Genomic DNA, 18,459 nt, shown 5'->3' with positions numbered 1-18,459 from the left:
CACGCCATGGCCGCTGAAGGCAACCTGTTCGACCTGACCGGCAAGGTCGCCATCATCACCGGCTCCTCGCGCGGTATCGGCAAGGCCATCGCCGAGCGCATGGCCCAGCATGGCGCCAAGGTGGCCATCTCCTCGCGCAAGGCGGGCCCCTGCGACGAGGTCGCCGCCGAGATCAATGCGGCCAACGGCGAAGGCACGGCCATCTCCTGCCCGGCCAACATCTCGTCCAAGGAAGACCTGCAGCGGCTGGTCGACACCACCCGGGAAGCGTTCGGCAAGGTCGACATCGTGGTCTGCAACGCCGCTTCCAACCCCTATTACGGCCCGCTGGCCGGCATCACCGACGACGCCTTCCGCAAGATTCTCGAGAACAACGTCATCGCCAACAACTGGCTGATCTCGATGGTCGTGCCCGAGATGATCGAGCGCAAGGATGGCGCGGTGATCATCGTCTCCTCGATCGGCGGGCTCCGGGGCTCGCCCATCATCGGCGCCTACAACATCTCCAAGGCCGCCGACTTCCAGCTGGCCCGCAACCTGGCGGTCGAGTACGGGCCGCACAATGTGCGGGTCAACTGCATCGCCCCCGGCCTGGTGAAGACCGATTTCGCCAAGGCTTTGTGGGACAATCCCGAGATTCTCAAGCGCTCCACCGACGGGGTGCCGCTGCGCCGCATCGGTGAGCCGGACGAGATCGCCGGGGCGGCGGTGTTCCTGGCCTCCAAGGCCGGCAGCTTCATCACCGGCCAGACCGTCGTCGCGGACGGCGGCGCCACTGTTTAGGATCACCGTATGGAGATCCTCGATTACCAGCCCCGCCACGCCCAGGCCTGGAAGACGTTGAACGAGGCCTGGATCACCAGGCATTTCGCCATCGAGGACGCCGACCGCCAGGTGCTGGACGACCCGGTCGGCAAGGTGCTGGCCAAGGGCGGCCACATCTTCATCGGCGAGCAGGACGGGGTGGCGATCGGCTGTTGCGGGCTGAAGGCCATGGACGACGGCGGCTTCGAGGTCATCAAGATGACGGTCAGCGAGGCGGCGCGCGGCACGGGCCTGGGCCGCCAGCTCATGCAGGCCTGCATCGACCGCGCCCGCGAGGTCGGGGCGCCGCGGCTTTATCTGGAGACCAACTCGGCGCTGGGGCCGGCGCTGAGCCTCTACCGCACCATGGGCTTTACCGACATTCCGGCCCGGGGCACCGACTATGCGCGGTGCGATGTGTGGATGGAGATGCCGCTCTAGCGACGTCGCTCCAGGCGCACGTCAGACCAGGCCGATGAGGGCCCGTCCAGCAGCGGCTCGGGCCGGCCCTTCAGGGTGTGGTCGAAGAAGGCCAGGCTGTAGGCGTTCACGATGGCCCGGGCCCGGCGGGGTTCGACCGGCCCATCCAGCCCCAGCCAGCGGCCCAAGGGGGGCCTGAGGAACATCGGCATGTCCGAGAAGTCCTGATGATAGAAGCCCGGCGCCCGCACGATCCAGCCCTCGCCGGGCAGGCGGTCGAACACCGCCCGCATGGTCGACTGGGTCTCCAGAACATCGACCTCGGCCCATCCCTCCCGGCGCATGAGCGCGGCGTCGCGGCTCAGCCACATCGTCGGCTGTTTCAGGCCTGAGCGCACCACGGCCGCCGGCATGAAGACATCCATCGGCAGGCAGGCCTTGAAGCGCCGATCGTCCCGGCAGGCCTGGGCGGTCACCGCCCCGCCGAGCGACAGGCCGAACATTCCCGCTCTCGACAGGTCGAGCCGGCCGGTGAGGCGGCCCCCCGGGTCGGCCCGGTCGAGCCTGGCCAGCTCGTCCAGCACGAAGCTGGCGTCCCCGGCCAGGAACGGGATGACCTGGTCGATGAACCGGCGGTCCATCATCCGCCGGTCGAAGGCGGCCCGACGGCCATCCGGAAACACCACGCCGGTCGCCGCATAGGGCTGAGCCATGGCGATTACGACATAGCCGTGGCTGGCCAGCATCTCGGCCTGGACGCTGTTGTGCTGGGCGTAGCCGGCCCGGCCGTGAGCGAAGACCAGCACCGGAAAGCGTCCCGCCGCCGCCGGCGCGTCGGGGACGGCGTTGGTGCGGATCAGGCCCAGATGGCTCATCATGAAGGCCGGCAGCCGCAGCAGGCGGGCCATGGGCGCCAGGGCGCGGGTGTCCGGCACATAGGGCGCGCGGCGCGGGTCGGTCGTCGGCGCCGCCGGATACCAGACCTGGACCATCAGTTCCCGGCGGTCGGCGGGATCGGCGGTGAAGATCTCGGCCCTGTCCGCATCGACCCAGTGATAGCTCACCGTCCCGACGGCATAGGGGCCGTCCGGCGCGGGCAGGCTGAAGACCGGGAAGGCGATGGGCGGCGCGGCGCAAAGAACCAGGCCCAGCCCGGCGGCGATCACCAGCGGGATAGGGGCCGGCCGCCCCTGCCGCACCAGAACGGCGGCGGCCAGGATCAGGCAGAGCAGATAGGCCGGAAACATCTGCCAGCGCGGCAGGTCGACCAGCTGGTGGCCGAACAGGGTGAACACCATGGCCAGCACCGCAATACGAGCCAGCCAGGGCCGCGCGAGGGCGGCCACCCCGGCGGCCATCGCCGCCAGCAGCAGAATTTCGAATGGCCGCATGACCCGCGCTCCAGCCTGGAGCCCCAGTCTCGCCGCAGCGACAGGCGCGCGCCTTGGCCTGGATCAAGCCCGAGGGTCCGCTCGACCTCGAGCGCCGTGCCGGGCGGAGCGAGATCCCTAGGGGTCTTCGATCGAGAAGACCCGCTCGATGTCCTCGCCCAGGAAGCCGATGGCCTCCGCCTGGCGCACGCCCGGCAGGACGGCGACGTCATAGAGCTCGTCGATGACGGTCTCGAAGCGCAGCCAGTGGACCGCCTCGCCGCTGGCCAGATCGACGATCAGCAGGCCGCCGCGCACCCCGTCGGCGTCCAGCCGGTCCTCCAGCGCCAGGCCCTCGAAGGCCCGGTTGTTGCGGGCCCGGGAGAGGCCGATCACCGCACAGCCGCCCAGGAAGGCCAGGCCCCGCGCATAGCCCGGGCAGAAGGCGATGGGGGTGAACGTCCCGTCGGCGGGATCGAGCGTCCCGAACTCACCGGTTCCGGAGTTGAGCAGCCAGAGCCGTCCTTCATGCCAGCGGGGCGAGTGGGGCATGGAAAAGCCGCTGGCGACAATCTCGCCGCTGGCCACCTCGATGACCACCCCGCCATCGCGGCGATGCTGGCGCCAGCCGTCGGCGAGGTCCGAGCGGCTGACGGCCGTGACATGGGCCGGCCGGGTCCCGTCCATGGCCAGGCCGTTCAGGTGGCAGCGGTCCTCCGGAACCAGGGCCGAGATGAAGGGTGGCCGCCACAGGGACCTGAAGCTGTCGCTGTCGCTGATCGTCGCCAGGCAGTTGAAGGCGGTGTTGACGAAGACCGGCGCCCCGTCCGCGCCCAGGCCTATGTCATGGCAGTCGACGGCCCCGGTGACCCGGGCCTCGCGGGGGGCGAACAGCCGGTCGGCGCCGCTGGCGGTGGCGCGGCCGGGCGGCAGGGTGTTGGCGAACCGCCAGAGCCGGGCCCGGTCGCTGGTCCACAGCGACTGGCCGTCGGTCCACAGGCCCTGGCACTGGTCGATGCGGCGTTCATGGGCCCGCACCTGGCCGTCGGGTCGAAGGCCGATGAAGAACAGCCGGCCGGCCTGGTAGGTGGTCAGGGCGATGCTGGCCCCCCGCCCATGCAGCCAGGCCGCGAAGCCCGGCGACAGGCTCAGGCTCGGGCTCGGGCTCGTTTCGGCGGCAGGCGTGGACGAACCCGGCATGGGCAAAGTCTAGGGCGCTTGCGGGCCTGGAGGAAAGGGGCGGGCCCTACTCGTCCTTGACGCGGCGCTTGCGGAAGCTGGGGTTCAGCACCTTCTTGCGCAGGCGGATCGACTTGGGCGTCACCTCGACCAGTTCGTCCTCCTCGATATAGGCGATGGCCTGTTCGAGGGTCAGGCGGCGCGGCGGGGTCAGGCGGATGGACTCGTCCTTGCCCGAGGCCCGCACGTTGGTCAGCTGCTTGGCCTTCATCGGATTGACGTCCAGGTCGTCCATCCGGGCGTTCTCGCCGATGATCATGCCCTGGTAGGTCTTCTCGTTGCCGCCCACGAACATGAAGCCGCGCTCCTCCAGGTTCCACAGGGCGTAGGCCTGGGTCTCGCCGTCGGAGTTGGAGATCAGCACGCCCTTGCGGCCGCCCTCGATGGCGCCCTTGTAGGGCTCGTAGTGGCTGAACACCCGGTTCAAGACGCCGGTGCCGCGGGTGTCGGTCAGGAACTCGCCCTGGTAGCCGATCAGCGAGCGCGAGGGGCTCATCAGGGTCAGACGGGTCTTGCCCGCGCCCGAGGGGCCCATGTCCTTCAGCTCGGCCTTACGGGCCGACAGCTTTTCGATGACGATGCCGCTGAACTCGTCGTCGACGTCGATCATCACGTCCTCGATCGGCTCCAGCTTCTCGCCGGTCTCCTCGTCGGTCTTGAACACCACGCGCGGGCGGCTGATCGACAGCTCGAAGCCCTCGCGGCGCATGGACTCGATCAGCACGCCCAGCTGCAGCTCGCCGCGGCCGGCGACCTCGAAGGCGTCCTTCTCGGAAGTCTCGGTGACGCGGATGGCGACGTTCTGCTCCAGCTCCTTCATCAGGCGGTCGCGAATGACCCGGCTCTGCACCTTGTCGCCTTCGCGGCCGGCCAGGGGGCTGTCATTGACCGAGACGGTCATGGAGATGGTCGGCGGATCGATGGGCTGGGCCGGCAGGGCCTCGGTCACGTCGATGGCGCAGAGGGTGTCGGCCACGGTGGCCTTGCTGAGGCCGGCGATGGCGACGATGTCGCCGGCTTCGGCGTCGTCGATCGGCTGGCGCTTGAGGCCGCGGAAGGCCAGCACCTTGGTGATGCGGCCGCGCTCGATTTCCTTGCCGTCGCGCGACAAGGCGTGGATGGCCATGCCGGGCACGGCCTTGCCGCTCTCGATGCGGCCGGTCAGCAGGCGGCCCAGGAACGGATCGCTTTCGATCAGCACCGACAGCATCTGGAAGGGCCCGTCGGCCTTGGCGATGGCCTTGGGCTCGGGCACGTGGCGGACGATCAGGTCGAACAGCGGGGCCAGCGTGTCGTTGGGCTTGGCCATGTCCAGGGTGGCCCAGCCGTTCTTGCCCGAGGCGTAGATATGCGGGAAGTCCAGCTGCTCGTCGGTGGCGCCGATGGCGGCGAACAGGTCGAAGGCGTCGTTCAGCACCCGGTCGGGATCGGCGTGCGGCCGGTCGACCTTGTTGAGGCAGAGGATGGGACGCAGGCCCATCTTCAGCGCCTTGCCCAGCACGAACTTGGTCTGCGGCATGACGCCTTCCTCGGCGTCGACCAGCAGGACGCAGCCGTCCACCATGCCCAGGATCCGCTCGACCTCGCCGCCGAAGTCGGCGTGGCCGGGGGTGTCGATGATGTTGATGCGGGTGTCGCCCGCCTCGCCATGCCAGAGCACGCTGGTGCATTTGGCAAGGATGGTGATGCCGCGCTCGCGTTCCTGGTCGTTGGAGTCCATGGCCCGCTCGGCGTGGGCCTCGTTGGCGCGGAAGATGCCGGACTGGGCGAGCAGCTGATCGACCAGGGTGGTCTTGCCATGGTCGACGTGGGCGATGATGGCGATGTTTCGCAAGGACATGCGGACGGGCTTTCGGACGGCGGACAGCAAGAGCCCCCTTGGGCTCTGGCGGCGGTTGGGGAGGCGGCGCTTTTACGCGAGGCGTGCGACGAAAGCCACCCCGTGCGACGGGGTGGCTCGCCTAGGGCGGAAGATGGGCTGTTCTAGCGCGGTTCGGGCGGCTTGTGTGGCCCAAGGATCATATGGCCGAACCAGCTGATCACGCCGATCACCAGCGAGCCGAGCAGGGCCGGCACGAAGCCGTCCACCGTCAGGTCTTTCAGGAAGAAGGCGACCAGGCCCAGCATGGCGGCGTTGATGACCAGTAGGAACAGGCCCAGCGTCACCACGGTGATCGGCAGGGTGAAGAAGAACACCACCGGCCGCACGATGGCGTTGACGATGCCCAGCAGGAAGGCGGCGATGGCCAGGGTCGGCCAGCCGCCGGTGTAGCTGATGCCGGGCACGAAATGGGCCGCGATCCACAGACCAAAGCCCGCGAACAGGATACGGAGCAGGAAGCTGATCATCTCAGGCCCTCCTGGGCGGGTTTTCTACTGCTGCGGCGGCGCGAACGGCGTGACGCTGAGCACGCCTTCCCAGGGCGCGCGGGTGATGATCAGGGTCGGGCCCTTGGGGTCCTTGACCGCCTTGTCATCGGCATAGAGGGCGGAAACCGTCAGCGGCCTGTCGGCCATCACCACCAGCTCGCAGTTGAGGGCAATGGTCTTGGCCCCGGCCGTCCAGGCGTTGGGCGGGGGGACCGGCTTGCGGTCGGCCCGGCCGCAGGTGCGGTCCCCGACCTGGATGACCAGCGCCTGGGCGGCGCCGGCGCCGCTGGCGGTCGAGGTGCCGGTGGCCTGGACCACATAGCGGCCGGCGGTCATGGCCGGCAGGGTGCAGCTGGTCTGGGTCGGACTGATATTGCGGCAATAGGCGGCGGTGATTTCAGGCTGGCTGTAGCCGGGCAGGCCCTTGGGCGGGCCGACCGGCGCCACGGCCGCCGGCGCGACGGGCGGCTTGGCCGCTGGAGCCGTAGGCGTCTGGGCCGACGGGGCGGCGACGCCGAACATGGCCATTACGGCCCCCATGATCACGATACGCATGGCTTTCTACTCCTTGAGACTGATCAGGCCGGAGACGGCGCGGGTCAGGTGTCCTTGCGGCCGGTCTGGATGACGCCTTGGCGTTCCATGGCGGCCTGCAGGGTGTTGATCTTGTTGAACAGGTCCACCGCGCCGTCCAGGTCCAGCACCAGTCGACAGACCGGGCGGGACTTGCCGACGCGCCTGGCGGGCTTGGATCCCTTGGCGGGGATCGGGTCGTCCAGCCGCGCCACGCAGAATTCGATCCGCAGCGTGCGGCCGTCGAAACTCATCCGCTGGACGTTGTCGGCGAAGGTTTCGAGCAGTTCCGGCCGATCCTCATAGGTGAGGTCGATGTCTTCGCCGGCGAGCCTGGGCATTCAGCAACCCCCATTCCTGGAAACAGGGTCTCTTGCAGGACCCCTTAAAACGACAGTGGGCCGGTCTTGCGACCGGCCCACCACCTTAATCCGGTCTGGCCTACCAGCGCCAGCGGAAGCCCACGTTGCCTTCCGTCGACTGGTAGTCGTCCTTGAACTTGGCCCCGACGGTGGCGAAGGCCGAGAAGGCGTTGACCGTGCTGAACAGGTTCACGCTGCCCTGGATTTCACCGAACGTGCCGGAGAAGTCGTCGCCCAGGAGCAGGTCGGGCCCGGCGCTGTGGATGGTCAGGTTGTTCTCGCCGTCGAACTCGTCCCACACCCGGCCGGTCAGCGCGAACTTGGCGTTGAACGTGTCCATGGAGCTGTTCATGCCGATCCGGGCGCCCAGGCTTCCGCGGAAGCTGGTGGTGTCGTCCCAATCGATCACGGCGCCAGGCACGGTCACATCGTCGATGTCCGTCTTGACATAGGCCAGGCTGGCCAGGGGCTCGAAGAAGCCCTGCTCACCCAGCTTGTAGGTCCAACCGCCTTCGACCTGACCGCCCAGCGACTTGAGCTGCGAACGGAAGATGTTCGAGCCGGCGGGGGCCAGGCTGGTGGCCTGCCAGCTGAGGTCGAGATTGTTGGCGTTGACGATCGCGTTGAGGAACAGGCCGTCCGACAGGTAGGTGGCGTAGCCGCCGATGTCGTAGCCTTCCATCGACGCCACGGTGGTCGAGGCGTCGAAGCTGACGTCCGAGTCGACATAGCCGACCATGCCGCCGAACAGCCACACACCGTTGCTGGTCGAGGTCACGAAGTCGATGCCGGTCAGCAGAGCCGAGGTGTTCTGCTCGTAGCTGGTGTCGAAGGTCCAGGTGGTGCCCAGCAGCGAGAAGGTCGAGGTCAGGTCACGATCGGCGTTGGCGCCCGTGATCCGCACCCAGACGCCGGTGCTGTTGCCGCTGATGTCGCCCACCTGATCGCGGATGTCGGCCTGACGGTCGGCCCAGGTGCCGGTGGTCTGATACCAGACGGACTGGGCGGCCTGGCCCAGGGTGGTGAACTCGAAGGCCTCGCCGTCCGGAACGCCGACCAGCAGGTGCTGCTTGGTCGGGTTCAGGATCAGGTCATACATGAACAGACCCTTGTCCAGCACGCCGTCCGGCGAGCTGGGATCGGCCCGCCAGTGCTCGGAGTTCGGATCCAGGCCGAAGTGGGTCGCCCCCGTGGTCCCGGCCCCGGAGACGTCGACCAGGACGATGCCGCCCGGGTTGAAAGCGCCGAAGGCGTTGGGGCTGTTGTCGGTGACCAGGACCAGGGTGCTGCCGGTGGTGGTGCCGCCGGTCAGGCTGAAGCAGTCGGCCGCCGTCAGGACCGCGCAGCTGGTCTGGACGGTGGCGCCGAGGTTGGCGTCCATCACCAGGCGGCTGGAGCCGGTCCCGTTGAAGGTGGTCCCGGCCGCGAGGATGCGGTCGTTGGTGAAGCCGTCGGACGCCGCCGTCAGGGTCGTTCCGGACGAGCCGAACACGATCCGACCGGAGTTGTTCCAGGTCTCCAGGTTGGTGATGGTCAGGGTCGCCGCGCCTTCGGCGGGCTCACCGACGATCAGTTCGCCGCTGTTGGCGAAGACGTCCGCACCCGCTCCGAAGTCGAACGAGGTGGCCGCCGCGCCGGCGTTGGTGAAGATGATGCCGCTGTTGTTCAGCTGGTCGGCGCCGGGGCTGAAGGTGCTGGCCCCGGTGGTGTGCCAGGAGAAGGTCGAGGTGTTGTTGAACACCACGTTCCCGGTCAGGCCCGAGAACAGGACCCGGCCCTGGATACGGCCGCCGTTGTTGATCACCACGCTGCCGCCGATGCCCCGGATGGCCAGGTCGTCGTAGCCCGTGGTGGTGTTGTCGGTCGAACGGACCACGCTGTTGGCGCCGACCGTGAAGGTGGTGGTGCCGCCGGCGAGGTTGTTCAGATCGACGACCCAGCCGTTCACGCCCGCGCCGGCCCCGATCAGGGTGGTGCCGGTGTTGGTGGTGATGTTGACCGTGCCGCCCGCCGAGGTGGTGCGGACCGCGCTGCCGACGGCGTCGACGATGGTGCGGTTGGCGGCGCTGGCGACCGTGATGGTGCCCGTGCCGGTCGTCACGGCGTTGACCGCCGCGAAGCCCGCGCCCGTCGAGGTGACGTTGGCGTTGACGTTGATGTTGGTGACGCCCGCGCCGGTGTTGCCGGTCAGGATGCCGTTGGCGTTGGTGGCGTTGACCGTGCCGTTGTTGGTTACGGTCACGGTGGCGGCGGTCGAGGAAGCCTCGATCCCGTCGCTCAGGCCCGCGGTCGCGCCATTGGTGGTCACGGTGACCGCGCCGCCGGCCGACTGGGCATGGATGCCGTCGCCGCCGTTGCCGGTCACGCCCGAGGCCGCGGTGGTGTCGACGGTGATCGCGCCCGTGCCGCTGTTGACCGCCAGGATGCCGTTAAGGGCGCCGGTGACGTTGGCCGCGGTGTCGATGTCGATCAGGCCGTTGACGCCGCTGACATCCATGCCGTCGCCGGTCGAGGAGGTCAGCACGCCGCCCGCCACCGTGAAGACCGTGCTGGTCCCGGTCCCGGTGTTGACGGTGTGGATGGCGTCACCGGTGGAGCTGACCGCCCCGCTGGTGCCCACCGACAGCGTTCCGTTGACGTTGGAGGCGTTGATGCCGATCGAGCCGGCGCCGGTCGTGGCGGTGATCGCCACGTTGTTGGCCACCTGCACCAGCCCGCCACTGCCGATGGCGGTGATGCCGGTCGAGCCGACGCCGGTGACGGTGATGGCGCTGCCGCCCGAGGTGAACACCTGGGTGGAGCCGCTCCCCGAGTTGGTGGCGTAGATGCCCGAGTTGACCGCGAAGATCCCGAAGGCGCCGGTCGACTGGATGTTGATCGTGCCCGTGCCGGCCACGTTCGACTGGTTGGCGTAGATGCCGACGTTGTCGATCGAGTCGCCCACGGTGCCGATGGCCCCGGTGTTGGTGATGGTGATGGCGCCGGCGGTCCCGGTGACCCCGGCATAGAGGCCGACATCCGCCGAACCGGCGATCGAGCCGGTCGCCGTCAGGCGTTCGGTGATCCCGCCCGTGCCGCCGTTCACCGCGAACACGCCGTAGCCGCTGCTGGGCGTGGTGTCGGCGACCAGGGCGCCATTGACCGTGACGTCGATCAGCCCGGCGCTGGCGGCGTTGCCGACGGAAGCCTCGATGGCGTCATTGCTGGCGGTGATGGTCGTGCCGGCCGCCTGGACGATGGTGATGCCGCCCGTACCGGCGCCGCCGGAGGTGACCTGGATGCCGTCATTGGTCGCGGCGGTGATGTTGGCGTTGGCGTTGACGGTGGTCAGGCCCGAGCCGTTGGAGAAGACATCGATCCCGATCTGGTTGGCCCAGATGGCGCCGCCCTGGGTGATGGTGGTGGCGCCCGAGCCGCTGATCATCGTCGTGTCGATGCCGTCGACCGAGACGTCGTTGCCAACGCCGGCCGAACCGATGTCGCCGAGGGTGTTGACGGTGATCGCGCCGCCGCCGGCGGTGAGGGCGACGATGCCGTTGTTGGCCGTGCCGGCGATGTCGCCGGCGGCCAGCGTGGTGATGTCGATGTTGCCGAAATTGGAGGTGGCATGGATGCCGTCTCCGCCGACCGCATTGGCGGCGTCACGCAGAATGACGTTGATCGCGCCGCTGTTGCTGGTCGCCTGGATGGCGTCGCCGGCGGTGGAGCTGACCGCGCCCAGGCCCAGGGTTTCGATCTGGATCAGGCCGGTGCCGGTCGTCTCCGCGTCGATGCCGATGACGCCGCTGGTCGCGCCGAAGGTGAAGATCTGCACCGAGCCGGCGCCGCCGGTCAGGGCATTGACACCGTCGCCGGTGACGCCGGTGGTCGGATCGAAGCCGGTGCTGATGACGATATTGCCGCTGGTCGAATTGGCGTTGATGCCGTTGACCGTGCCGCTGGTCGCGTCGAACAGGTTCAGGGTGATGTTGCCCGAGCCCGAGGTCGCGGTGATGCCGTCGCCGGCGGTGCCGGTGATGGAGCCGAAATACGGGTTCATCGTGATGTCGCCGGAGGCGCTGGTGGCGAGGACCCCGGTCGTGCCGCTGATGTCGGCGCTGCCGGTGATGTCGACATCGCCGGCCCCGCCGGTGACCGCCCGCACGCCAACGCCGCCGGTGGCGGTGACCACCGTGCCGTTGAGGGTCAGAGCCAGGCTGCCGCTGGTGCTGGAGGCGTCGACGCCGTCGCCGCCGGTGGCGAAGACGTTATCGCCAGTGGTCACGGTGTTCAGTCCGTCCACCGTGCTGGTCTGGATGCCGTCGCCGGCGCTGCCGGTGACGACGCCGCCCGCCGCGGTGATGACGGTCGAGGTCCCGCCGGCCGCGGTGGCCGTCGAGGTGACGCCGATGGCGCCATTGACGGTGTCGTTGACATTGACGTTGGACTGGCCGCTGCCGGTGCTGGCCGCGATGCCGACCGTGCCGGCGTTCACCGCGCCGTTGTTGGTGACGGTGACGATGCCAGAGCCGCTGCTGGCGGCCGAGACGCCGACCTCGTTCTGGCCCAGCACGCCGCCGGCGCCGACGGTGACGTCGATATTGCCGTTGGTGGTGACGGCCCGAATGCCGGTGTCGTCCGCCGCGACGATGCTGCCGCCGGTATTGACGGTCACCGTGCCCGCGCCGCCGGTGGTGGCCAGGATGCCGTAGGTTTCGACGTCCCCGGGGACGCCCGTGCCGTTGGAGCTGACGAAGGCGTTGGTGGTGATGGACACGTCGCCGCTGGTGGAGGCGCCATAGATACCGATGGTCGCCGGCAGGTTGCCGGCGGTGTCGACGCCATTGTCGTCCGGGAAGCCGGTGATAATCGAGCCGGTGCCGGTGACGATGGTCACGTCGCCCGAGCCAACGGTGATGCCGACGATGCCGCCGGTGCCGTCGCCGACGACGGCGATGTCGGCGCCGTCGCCGATATCGACCGAGACGCTGCCCGTACCGCCGCCGGTGTTGACGGCCCGGATGCCCATGCCGCCGTCCGCCGCCAGGCCCGCGCCGTCATCGACTCTGATGACCAGGCCGGTGCCGGCCATCACTTCCACCGAGGGATCGCCCACGCCGGTGTCGGCCGCCGCGCTGCTCTGGGTGTTGATGCCGATGGCGATGGTGTCGGCGTCGGTGTTGTTGACGTCGATATTGACGTTGTTGCCCAGCGTGGTGGTGGCGTCGGTCGCCGCCGTGTCGTTCACGCCGTAGTCGTCCGGATCGATGATCGCGCCATCGCCGATGGTCGAACTGGCCTCGCCGCCCGCCGAGACGGCGGACACGCCGAACTGGCCGCCAGTGACGGTCGCGCCCGCGCCCACATTGGCCGCCGCGTCGCCCGTGTTCGCATTGGCGAACACGCCGCCGATCCCGCCGGCGACGGTCGAACCCGCCGCCGCCGTGGCCGTGGCGTCGCCCGTGCCGGAGGTGGTCGCCACGACGCCATAGTTGCCGCCGGTGACGTTCGAGCCGACCCCGGCCGTGGCCGTGGCGTCGCCCGCGCCCAGGCCGTTGTTGATCTGGGCCAGCACGCCGACGTTGCCGGTCGTCACGACCGTGCCGTTGGCCGTGGCCGTGGCGTCGCCCGTGCCGCTGGTCCGGGCGCCGACGCCGGCGCCCAGGATGCCCGTGCCGTCGGCATAGACATCGCCGTTGACGGTGACGTTGACGTTCGAGCTGTTGCCGGCGTTGAAGATCACCCCGACGATGCCGTCGGCGCCGACCGCGTTGCCCACGCCGCCGACGTCGCCGTCGGCGACCACGGTGACGCTGCCGCCACCGGCCTGGAACACGCCCGCCGCGATGCCGTAGCCGTTGTCGGCGTCGATGGTGCTGCCGGCGGCCGTGTTGACCACCACGCTGCCGGTGTTGCTGTTGGCGTAGATGCCGTAGCCGCCCGTGACGGTGATGGCGCCGTCGCCGTCGACCGTGACGTTGCCGCTGTTGCTGAGGGCGAAGATGCCCCCGCCGGTGGCGTTGATGGTGCTGGCCGCGGTCAGCGAGATCTCGATGTCGCCGCTGCCGTTGGCGCCGGCGGTGATGCCGTTGCCGCCGGTGGCGTTGATCGCCCCGTCGACATCGATGTCGGTCAGGCCAGAGCCGTTGGTGGTGGTGGCGATGGCCGAGCCGGCCGTGCCGGTGACGCTGCCGGTGTCGAGGTTGATGGCGCCATTGCCGGTGGTGGTGACATTGATGCCGACCGTGCCGGTAACCTGGCCGCCGCCGGTGGTGTCGACCGTCGCCTGGCCCTGGGCGGTGCTGACGGCGATGCCGGTCCCGCCGGTGCTGCTGACGGTGTCGCCGGTAATGACGACGACGGAGTGGGTGGTCGCCGCCGTGGCGGTGATGCCGCTGAGGCCGCCGCTGACCGCGCCGCCTGTGACGACCAGAACGTCGCCCTGGCTGGAGGTCGCCGAGACGCCGTTGCCGGCCGCGGCCGAGACCGCACCGGTGCTGACATTGACGCCCTGCTGGCCGCTGGCGAAGATGCCATCGCCCAGGGTGCTGGTGATCAGGCCCGAGGTGATGACCTGCGAATTGCCCGCGGTAGAACGGGAGAAGACCGCCGTCCCGGTCGAGGTCACGGTCGCGCCGCCGAGCAGGAAGACGCCCGTGGTGCCGATGCCGCCGTCGGCGAAGATGCCGAAGCCGGCCGTTGCATTGACCGAGCCTTCGTTCATCCGCACCTGCGAATTGCCCGTGCCGTTGTCGGCGCGGATGCCGCGGCCGCCGGAGATCGAGATCCCGGCGTCGCCGAAGTCGTTGCTGCGCAGGTCGATGTCGATGCCGCCGGCGTCACCGACCTGGACGTCGATCGCATAGCCCGCGGCGTTGACGATGACGGGGTCGCCCGAGTTGGCGACGTTCGTCGTGGCGAAGATCGTCACGTTCGAGCCCGGGGCGCCGCTGTTCACCGCCAGACCGCCGGTGATGGCGACCCCGTCCTCGAGGTTGAGCGTCAGAACGCCGTCGGTCGTATAGGTTACGCCCGCCGGATAAGCGCCAGCGCAGGTGAAGTTGTCCGCCCCTCCGGCATTCACCGAAGGATCGCCGCACTCGTTGGCGGCGAAGGCGGTGCTGGGCGCCAGGGTGGCGACCCCGCCGACCCCCGCCATCAGCGTGGCGGCCACCAGCGACGAGCTGGCGAGCAGGGACAGACGACGGCGAGCATACCGGCTGGACGAAGCAGACATTGGGCGAACCCCCTCAGGTTGGCTTATATGAGACATGGGTAGGGGGCCGACACACCCCTCCCCAATTGGAACATCGTTCCACGACCCTAATTCGCCTGCGACGTTTCGTCCATGGGGTTTGAGACCCCAAAAACGGGGGTTTCGCCTCAGGCGCGAATTCCGGCCGGAAACTGTGTCAACCGGAGACAGTAAACGTCGTTCAGGCGACAGACCTCAGGCCTGCCGGCCCCACAGCCGCAGGCGGCTGACCCCGCCATCCGGAAAGATATTCAGCCGCACAAATCGAATTGCCGCTGAGTCCGCCACCTCGAACCGGTGTTCGGCGTCAGCCTGCAGCTTGACCTCGGGCAGCAGCACCGGCCAGGCGGCCGACCGCGCCTCCAGGGTTTCCAGCGGCCCGGCGTCCTCCGTCGTCGCCTGGATCATGCAGCGGTCGGGGTAGTTGCCCTTGAAGTGGCGGGTGTCGACCAGAATCTCCTCGATCCGGCCGGCGTGACCCAGCGCCAGCACCGCCCAGTCATGGCCGGGCTCGCGCCGCCGCCGGGTTTCCCAGCCATCGCCCATGTCCCTGCCCCGGCCCGGCGCGGTCAGGTTTTCGACCCGGCCGTAATGCTCGTTGTTGGCCAGCAGGCCGCGACCGCCGTTTTCCAGGGCCAGCAGGTCGACCCGGCGGTCGCCGATGGCGCTCCAGTCCACCTCGACCCGGCCAAAGACCCGCAGCCGGGCCACCCCGCCGTCGGGGAAGATGTTCAGCCGCACATGGGTCCAGACCCCCGGGGTCTCGGCGGCGGCCAGCCGGCGGCTGTCGCCCTGCAAATCCGTGACGCCCAGCAGGGAGGTCCAGGCCGTGTCCCCTGGCGGAATCGCCTCACGACAGTAGCAGCCGTCGATCGAGGCCCGCGGCGGGTAGTTGCCGGTGAAGTGGCGGGTGTCGATCTCGAAGCCGGCGATGCGGCCCGGAACGCCCAGCCGCACGATGGCCCAGTCGTAGCCCGGAACGCGCTTACGGCGGCTCTCCCAGCCGTCCATCCATTTGCCGTTGTCGTCATACTTGCCCGGGATGAACACAGGCTCGGCCGGATCGATCAGCCGGCTCTTGTCGGCGAAGAAGTCGTCGGTCGCGTAGACCACTTCGGCGCCCAGCCGGGGCTGGGCCAGGTCGATCAGGCCGACGGGGGAGAAATCGCTCACGCTTTGGGCTCCGGCAGGTCCGCGAGCCGAAAGCCCGCGATGCGGTGGATCTGTTCCAGGGCCGTGTCGAACTCGGTTTGCGGGTCATTGTCCAGCCGCGCGCGGAAGGCCGCCAGGATATCGGCCCGGGTCAGCCCCTTCACCGCGATGATGAAGGGAAAGCCGAAGCGGGCGTTGTAGGCGCCGTTCAGCCGCTGGAACTGGGCGAACTCCTCCGGCGTGCAGCGGTCCAGGCCCGCGCCCGACTGCTCGCGCTTGGACGCCTCGGCCATTTCGCCGGCGATGGCGGTGCGGCCGGCCAGCTCGGGGTGGGCGCGGATCAGGGCCAGCTTCTGTTCATAAGACGCGGAATCGACGGCGGCCCGCATCGCCGCCGCGAGATCGCCGGACGGCGGCCAGACCGCCTCGGCGACCCAGGGCGAGGCCTCGTAGACCGCGCCATAGGCCGCCAGGAATTCCGCCCGGGTCATGCGCGGCTCAGGGCCTTCATCAGCCGGTACGAGAACTCGACATCCTCGTAGAAGGCGCTGACCAGGATGCGCTCGTCGCGGCCATGGGCGCGGTTGTCCTCCAGGTCGCTGAACATGCCCGACAGGCCGTAGGTGGGAATACCCGCCGCCCGGCTGTAGATGCCGTCGGTGGCGCCGGTCTCCATCACCGGGTTGAGGACCACGCCCGGCCACAGGCCCGAGACCACGCCCTGGACGGTCTTCATCAGGGCCGGGGTCGGCGGCGATTCGGCGCTGTTCTGGGCGGGGTTGATCACCGTGACCACGACCTTGGGGTCGTCGACCGCCTTGACGATGACGGCCATCGTCTGGGCCTCGGTGTCGCCCGGCATCATCCGGCACTGGATGGCGACGGTCGCCCGCTGCGGCAGGGCGTTCTCGGCATGGCCGCCGGCCAGCAGGGTGGGGGTGCAGGTGGTGTGCAGCATGGCGTTCCAGAACGGGTCCTCGCCCAGCCGGGCGGCAGCGGCCGGATCGGGGGCGTCCTGGGCGACCGCCAGGAAGTCGGCCTTGCGCTGGCCCTCCTCCCGTCCCGCCTGGGCGGTGAACAGGCCGCGCGTCGTCGCCGTGGTCTTCAGGGGAAACTCCAGGCCCTGCAGCCGGCCCAGCGCCGCGGCCAGGCGATAGATGGCGTTCTCCTTGGGCGGGCGCGAGCTGTGGCCGCCGGCATTGGTCACCTCCAGCTGGAAGGTGACGTAGGTCTTCTCGCTGGTCTGCATGGTGTAGGCGATCCGCCTGCCCTTCAGATAGGCGCCGCCGCCGGCGTCGACATTGACCGCGAACTCGGCGTCGATCACGTCGCGGTGCTGCTTGAGCAGGAAGTCCAGGCCGTTGGCGTCGCCGTCCTCCTCGTCGGCGGTGAGGGCGACGATGATGTCGCGGTCGGGGACGAAACCCTCGCGCTTCATCCGGATCAGGCTCAGCAGGATGGCGACGTCGTCGCCCTTCATGTCCAGCACGCCGCGGCCATAGAACCAGCCGTCCTTCTCGGTCAGCTGGAACGGCGGCAGGGTCCAGTCCTCGGGCTTGGCTTCGACCACGTCGATATGGCCCTGGTAGAGGATGGGCCGGGCCTTGCCCTTGCCTTTCAGCCGCACCACCACATTGGCCCAGGCCTCCTGGCCTTTGGGGGCCAGGACCTGGATGTCGCTGTCCTGGAAGCCGCCCGCCTTCAGCCGCGCCACGATGGCGTCGGCGGCCTTGCGGGTGCCCTGCGGATGGACGGTGTTGATGGCGATCAGCTCGGCCAGCATGTCCCGGGCCAGGGCCTGGTCGGCGGGCGAGGGCATCGGCGAGGCGGGCGGTTTCGCCGCCTGGGCGGCGCTGCCGACGAGAAGGACGCCGGCGGCGGCGGCGGCGAAGAAGGCTCTCATTCTAGACTCCAGAATACGGGAAGCGCTCGCGCCAGTGGCGGGCGATGTCGATCCGCCGGCAGAACCAGACGCCGGAATGCCCGGTCACATAGGTCAGGAACCGCGCCAGGCCAGCGATCTTTCCCGGCCGGCCGGCCAGGCGGCAGTGCAGGCCGATACTCAGCATTTTCGGCGCCTCGGCCCCCTCGGCGTAGAGCACGTCGAAGGCGTCCTTCAGATAGCTGTAGAACTGCTCGCCGGTGTTCAGCCCCGTGCCGGAGAAGCGCATGTCGTTGGCCTCCAGCGTGTAGGGCACGATCAGGTGCGGCCTGCCCACAACCTGGCTCCAGAACGGCAGGTCGTCGCTGTAGTCGTCGGCGTCGTAGAGGAAGCCGCCCTCCTCGGCCACCAGCCGCCGGGTGTTGGGGCTGGTCCGCCCAAGATACCAGCCCAGCGGCCGCTCGCCGGTCAGCTGGCGGTGCAGGTCGATGGCCTGCTCGAGGTGCTCGCGCTCCGTCGCCTCGGGCATGTCCTGGTAGTTGATCCACCGCAAGCCGTGGGTGGCGACCTCATGCCCCGCCTTGAGAAAAGCCTCGACCACCCGCGGATGGCGCTGCATCGCCGAGGCGACGCCGAACACGGTCACCGGCAGCCTGAATTCCTCGAACAGCCGCAGCAGCCGCCACACCCCAGCCCGCGATCCGTACTCGTAGATCGACTCCATGCTCATATGCCGCGCGCCCTGGATGGCCGGCGGGTTGATCATGTCGGAGAGAAAGCTCTCGGCCCCGGCGTCGCCATGCAGGATCGAGTTCTCGCCGCCCTCCTCGTAGTTCAGCACCACCTGCACGGCGATCCGCGCGCCGCCGGGCCAGGCGGGGTTGGGCGGACTGGGGCCGTAGCCGACGAGGTCGCGGGGGTAGTCGGGGCTCATTGCCCGCCACGTTCCGGAATTCGCGGACGGATGCAAGCCGCGCGATTGGGCAGACTTGGCCTCACCGACGGCAAAGCCTTGCAATTGCTCTTTCAATTCGGGATTCTGTCTTGCCGCGC

13 protein-coding genes are annotated in these 18,459 nt (G+C 69.1%); 2 read left to right on the top strand and 11 right to left on the bottom strand.

The window, feature by feature from the left end; translation table 11 throughout:
* The first annotated feature begins 6 nt into the window (after positions 1 to 6).
* A complete protein-coding gene (locus QO010_RS12555) occupies positions 7 to 783 on the top strand; it encodes an SDR family oxidoreductase (protein ID WP_307349600.1) in 777 nt (258 codons plus the stop codon).
* A gap of 9 nt (positions 784 to 792) precedes the next feature.
* On the top strand, positions 793 to 1,245 hold the full coding sequence (locus tag QO010_RS12550; protein WP_307349598.1) for a GNAT family N-acetyltransferase: 453 nt from the start codon (positions 793 to 795) through the stop codon (positions 1,243 to 1,245).
* Here QO010_RS12550 and QO010_RS12545 read toward each other — a convergent pair.
* The 11 genes from QO010_RS12545 to puuE form a co-directional block, all read right to left on the bottom strand.
* Positions 1,242 to 2,615: an alpha/beta hydrolase family protein gene (locus tag QO010_RS12545; RefSeq protein WP_307349597.1), complete on the bottom strand. Its 1,374-nt coding sequence runs from the start codon at positions 2,613 to 2,615 to the stop codon at positions 1,242 to 1,244. The two genes, QO010_RS12550 and QO010_RS12545, sit on opposite strands and share 4 nt — an antisense overlap.
* Before the next feature lie 117 nt (positions 2,616 to 2,732).
* Positions 2,733 to 3,794, bottom strand: a complete 1,062-nt coding sequence (locus QO010_RS12540) for a TIGR03032 family protein (RefSeq protein ID WP_307349595.1) — start codon at positions 3,792 to 3,794, stop codon at positions 2,733 to 2,735.
* A 46-nt stretch (positions 3,795 to 3,840) separates the two neighbouring features.
* Positions 3,841 to 5,673, bottom strand: coding sequence for a translational GTPase TypA (typA, locus tag QO010_RS12535; RefSeq protein ID WP_307349593.1), 1,833 nt, complete (start codon positions 5,671 to 5,673; stop codon positions 3,841 to 3,843).
* A gap of 143 nt (positions 5,674 to 5,816) precedes the next feature.
* The gene (locus QO010_RS12530) at positions 5,817 to 6,182 is read right to left on the bottom strand and encodes a phage holin family protein (protein WP_307349591.1); all 366 of its coding nucleotides are present in this window, start codon (positions 6,180 to 6,182) and stop codon (positions 5,817 to 5,819) included.
* 24 nt (positions 6,183 to 6,206) lie between these two features.
* A complete protein-coding gene (locus tag QO010_RS12525; RefSeq protein WP_307349590.1) occupies positions 6,207 to 6,758 on the bottom strand; it encodes a hypothetical protein in 552 nt (183 codons plus the stop codon).
* Between the two features lie 44 nt (positions 6,759 to 6,802).
* Positions 6,803 to 7,117 carry a hypothetical protein gene (locus tag QO010_RS12520; RefSeq protein ID WP_307349589.1) on the bottom strand — a complete coding sequence of 105 codons (315 nt, stop codon included), beginning with the start codon at positions 7,115 to 7,117 and terminating at the stop codon, positions 6,803 to 6,805.
* A 100-nt stretch (positions 7,118 to 7,217) separates the two neighbouring features.
* Positions 7,218 to 14,354, bottom strand: a complete 7,137-nt coding sequence (locus tag QO010_RS12515) for a hypothetical protein (RefSeq protein ID WP_307349587.1) — start codon at positions 14,352 to 14,354, stop codon at positions 7,218 to 7,220.
* Between the two features lie 213 nt (positions 14,355 to 14,567).
* Positions 14,568 to 15,545: an allantoicase gene (alc, locus tag QO010_RS12510; RefSeq protein WP_307349585.1), complete on the bottom strand. Its 978-nt coding sequence runs from the start codon at positions 15,543 to 15,545 to the stop codon at positions 14,568 to 14,570.
* Positions 15,542 to 16,015, bottom strand: coding sequence for a 2-oxo-4-hydroxy-4-carboxy-5-ureidoimidazoline decarboxylase (uraD, locus tag QO010_RS12505; protein ID WP_307349583.1), 474 nt, complete (start codon positions 16,013 to 16,015; stop codon positions 15,542 to 15,544). The genes alc and uraD overlap by 4 nt, the downstream gene beginning before the upstream one ends.
* On the bottom strand, positions 16,012 to 17,427 hold the full coding sequence (locus tag QO010_RS12500) for a M20/M25/M40 family metallo-hydrolase (RefSeq protein ID WP_307349581.1): 1,416 nt from the start codon (positions 17,425 to 17,427) through the stop codon (positions 16,012 to 16,014). Before QO010_RS12500 ends, uraD begins: the two co-directional genes overlap by 4 nt.
* Before the next feature lies 1 nt (position 17,428).
* A complete protein-coding gene (gene puuE / locus QO010_RS12495; RefSeq protein WP_307349580.1) occupies positions 17,429 to 18,340 on the bottom strand; it encodes an allantoinase PuuE in 912 nt (303 codons plus the stop codon).
* Positions 18,341 to 18,459: the final 119 nt, after the last annotated feature.

Origin of the sequence: Caulobacter ginsengisoli, from assembly GCF_030814835.1 — a bacterium.
In the GTDB taxonomy this organism is placed as follows: domain Bacteria; phylum Pseudomonadota; class Alphaproteobacteria; order Caulobacterales; family Caulobacteraceae; genus Caulobacter; species Caulobacter ginsengisoli.
Note: the sequence above shows the minus strand (reverse complement) of the source record. Positions and strands in the feature narration are given on the sequence as shown.

Coding starts and splice junctions, on each gene's coding strand:
- QO010_RS12550 (WP_307349598.1), top strand. CDS start 793: ATGGAGATCCTCGATTACCAGCCCCGCCACGCCCAGGCCTGGAAGACG.
- QO010_RS12545 (WP_307349597.1), bottom strand. CDS start 2,615: ATGCGGCCATTCGAAATTCTGCTGCTGGCGGCGATGGCCGCCGGGGTG.
- QO010_RS12525 (WP_307349590.1), bottom strand. CDS start 6,758: ATGCGTATCGTGATCATGGGGGCCGTAATGGCCATGTTCGGCGTCGCC.
- typA (WP_307349593.1), bottom strand. CDS start 5,673: ATGTCCTTGCGAAACATCGCCATCATCGCCCACGTCGACCATGGCAAG.
- puuE (WP_307349580.1), bottom strand. CDS start 18,340: ATGAGCCCCGACTACCCCCGCGACCTCGTCGGCTACGGCCCCAGTCCG.
- QO010_RS12555 (WP_307349600.1), top strand. CDS start 7: ATGGCCGCTGAAGGCAACCTGTTCGACCTGACCGGCAAGGTCGCCATC.
- uraD (WP_307349583.1), bottom strand. CDS start 16,015: ATGACCCGGGCGGAATTCCTGGCGGCCTATGGCGCGGTCTACGAGGCC.
- QO010_RS12540 (WP_307349595.1), bottom strand. CDS start 3,794: ATGCCGGGTTCGTCCACGCCTGCCGCCGAAACGAGCCCGAGCCCGAGC.
- QO010_RS12530 (WP_307349591.1), bottom strand. CDS start 6,182: ATGATCAGCTTCCTGCTCCGTATCCTGTTCGCGGGCTTTGGTCTGTGG.
- QO010_RS12500 (WP_307349581.1), bottom strand. CDS start 17,427: ATGAGAGCCTTCTTCGCCGCCGCCGCCGCCGGCGTCCTTCTCGTCGGC.
- QO010_RS12515 (WP_307349587.1), bottom strand. CDS start 14,354: ATGTCTGCTTCGTCCAGCCGGTATGCTCGCCGTCGTCTGTCCCTGCTC.
- QO010_RS12520 (WP_307349589.1), bottom strand. CDS start 7,117: ATGCCCAGGCTCGCCGGCGAAGACATCGACCTCACCTATGAGGATCGG.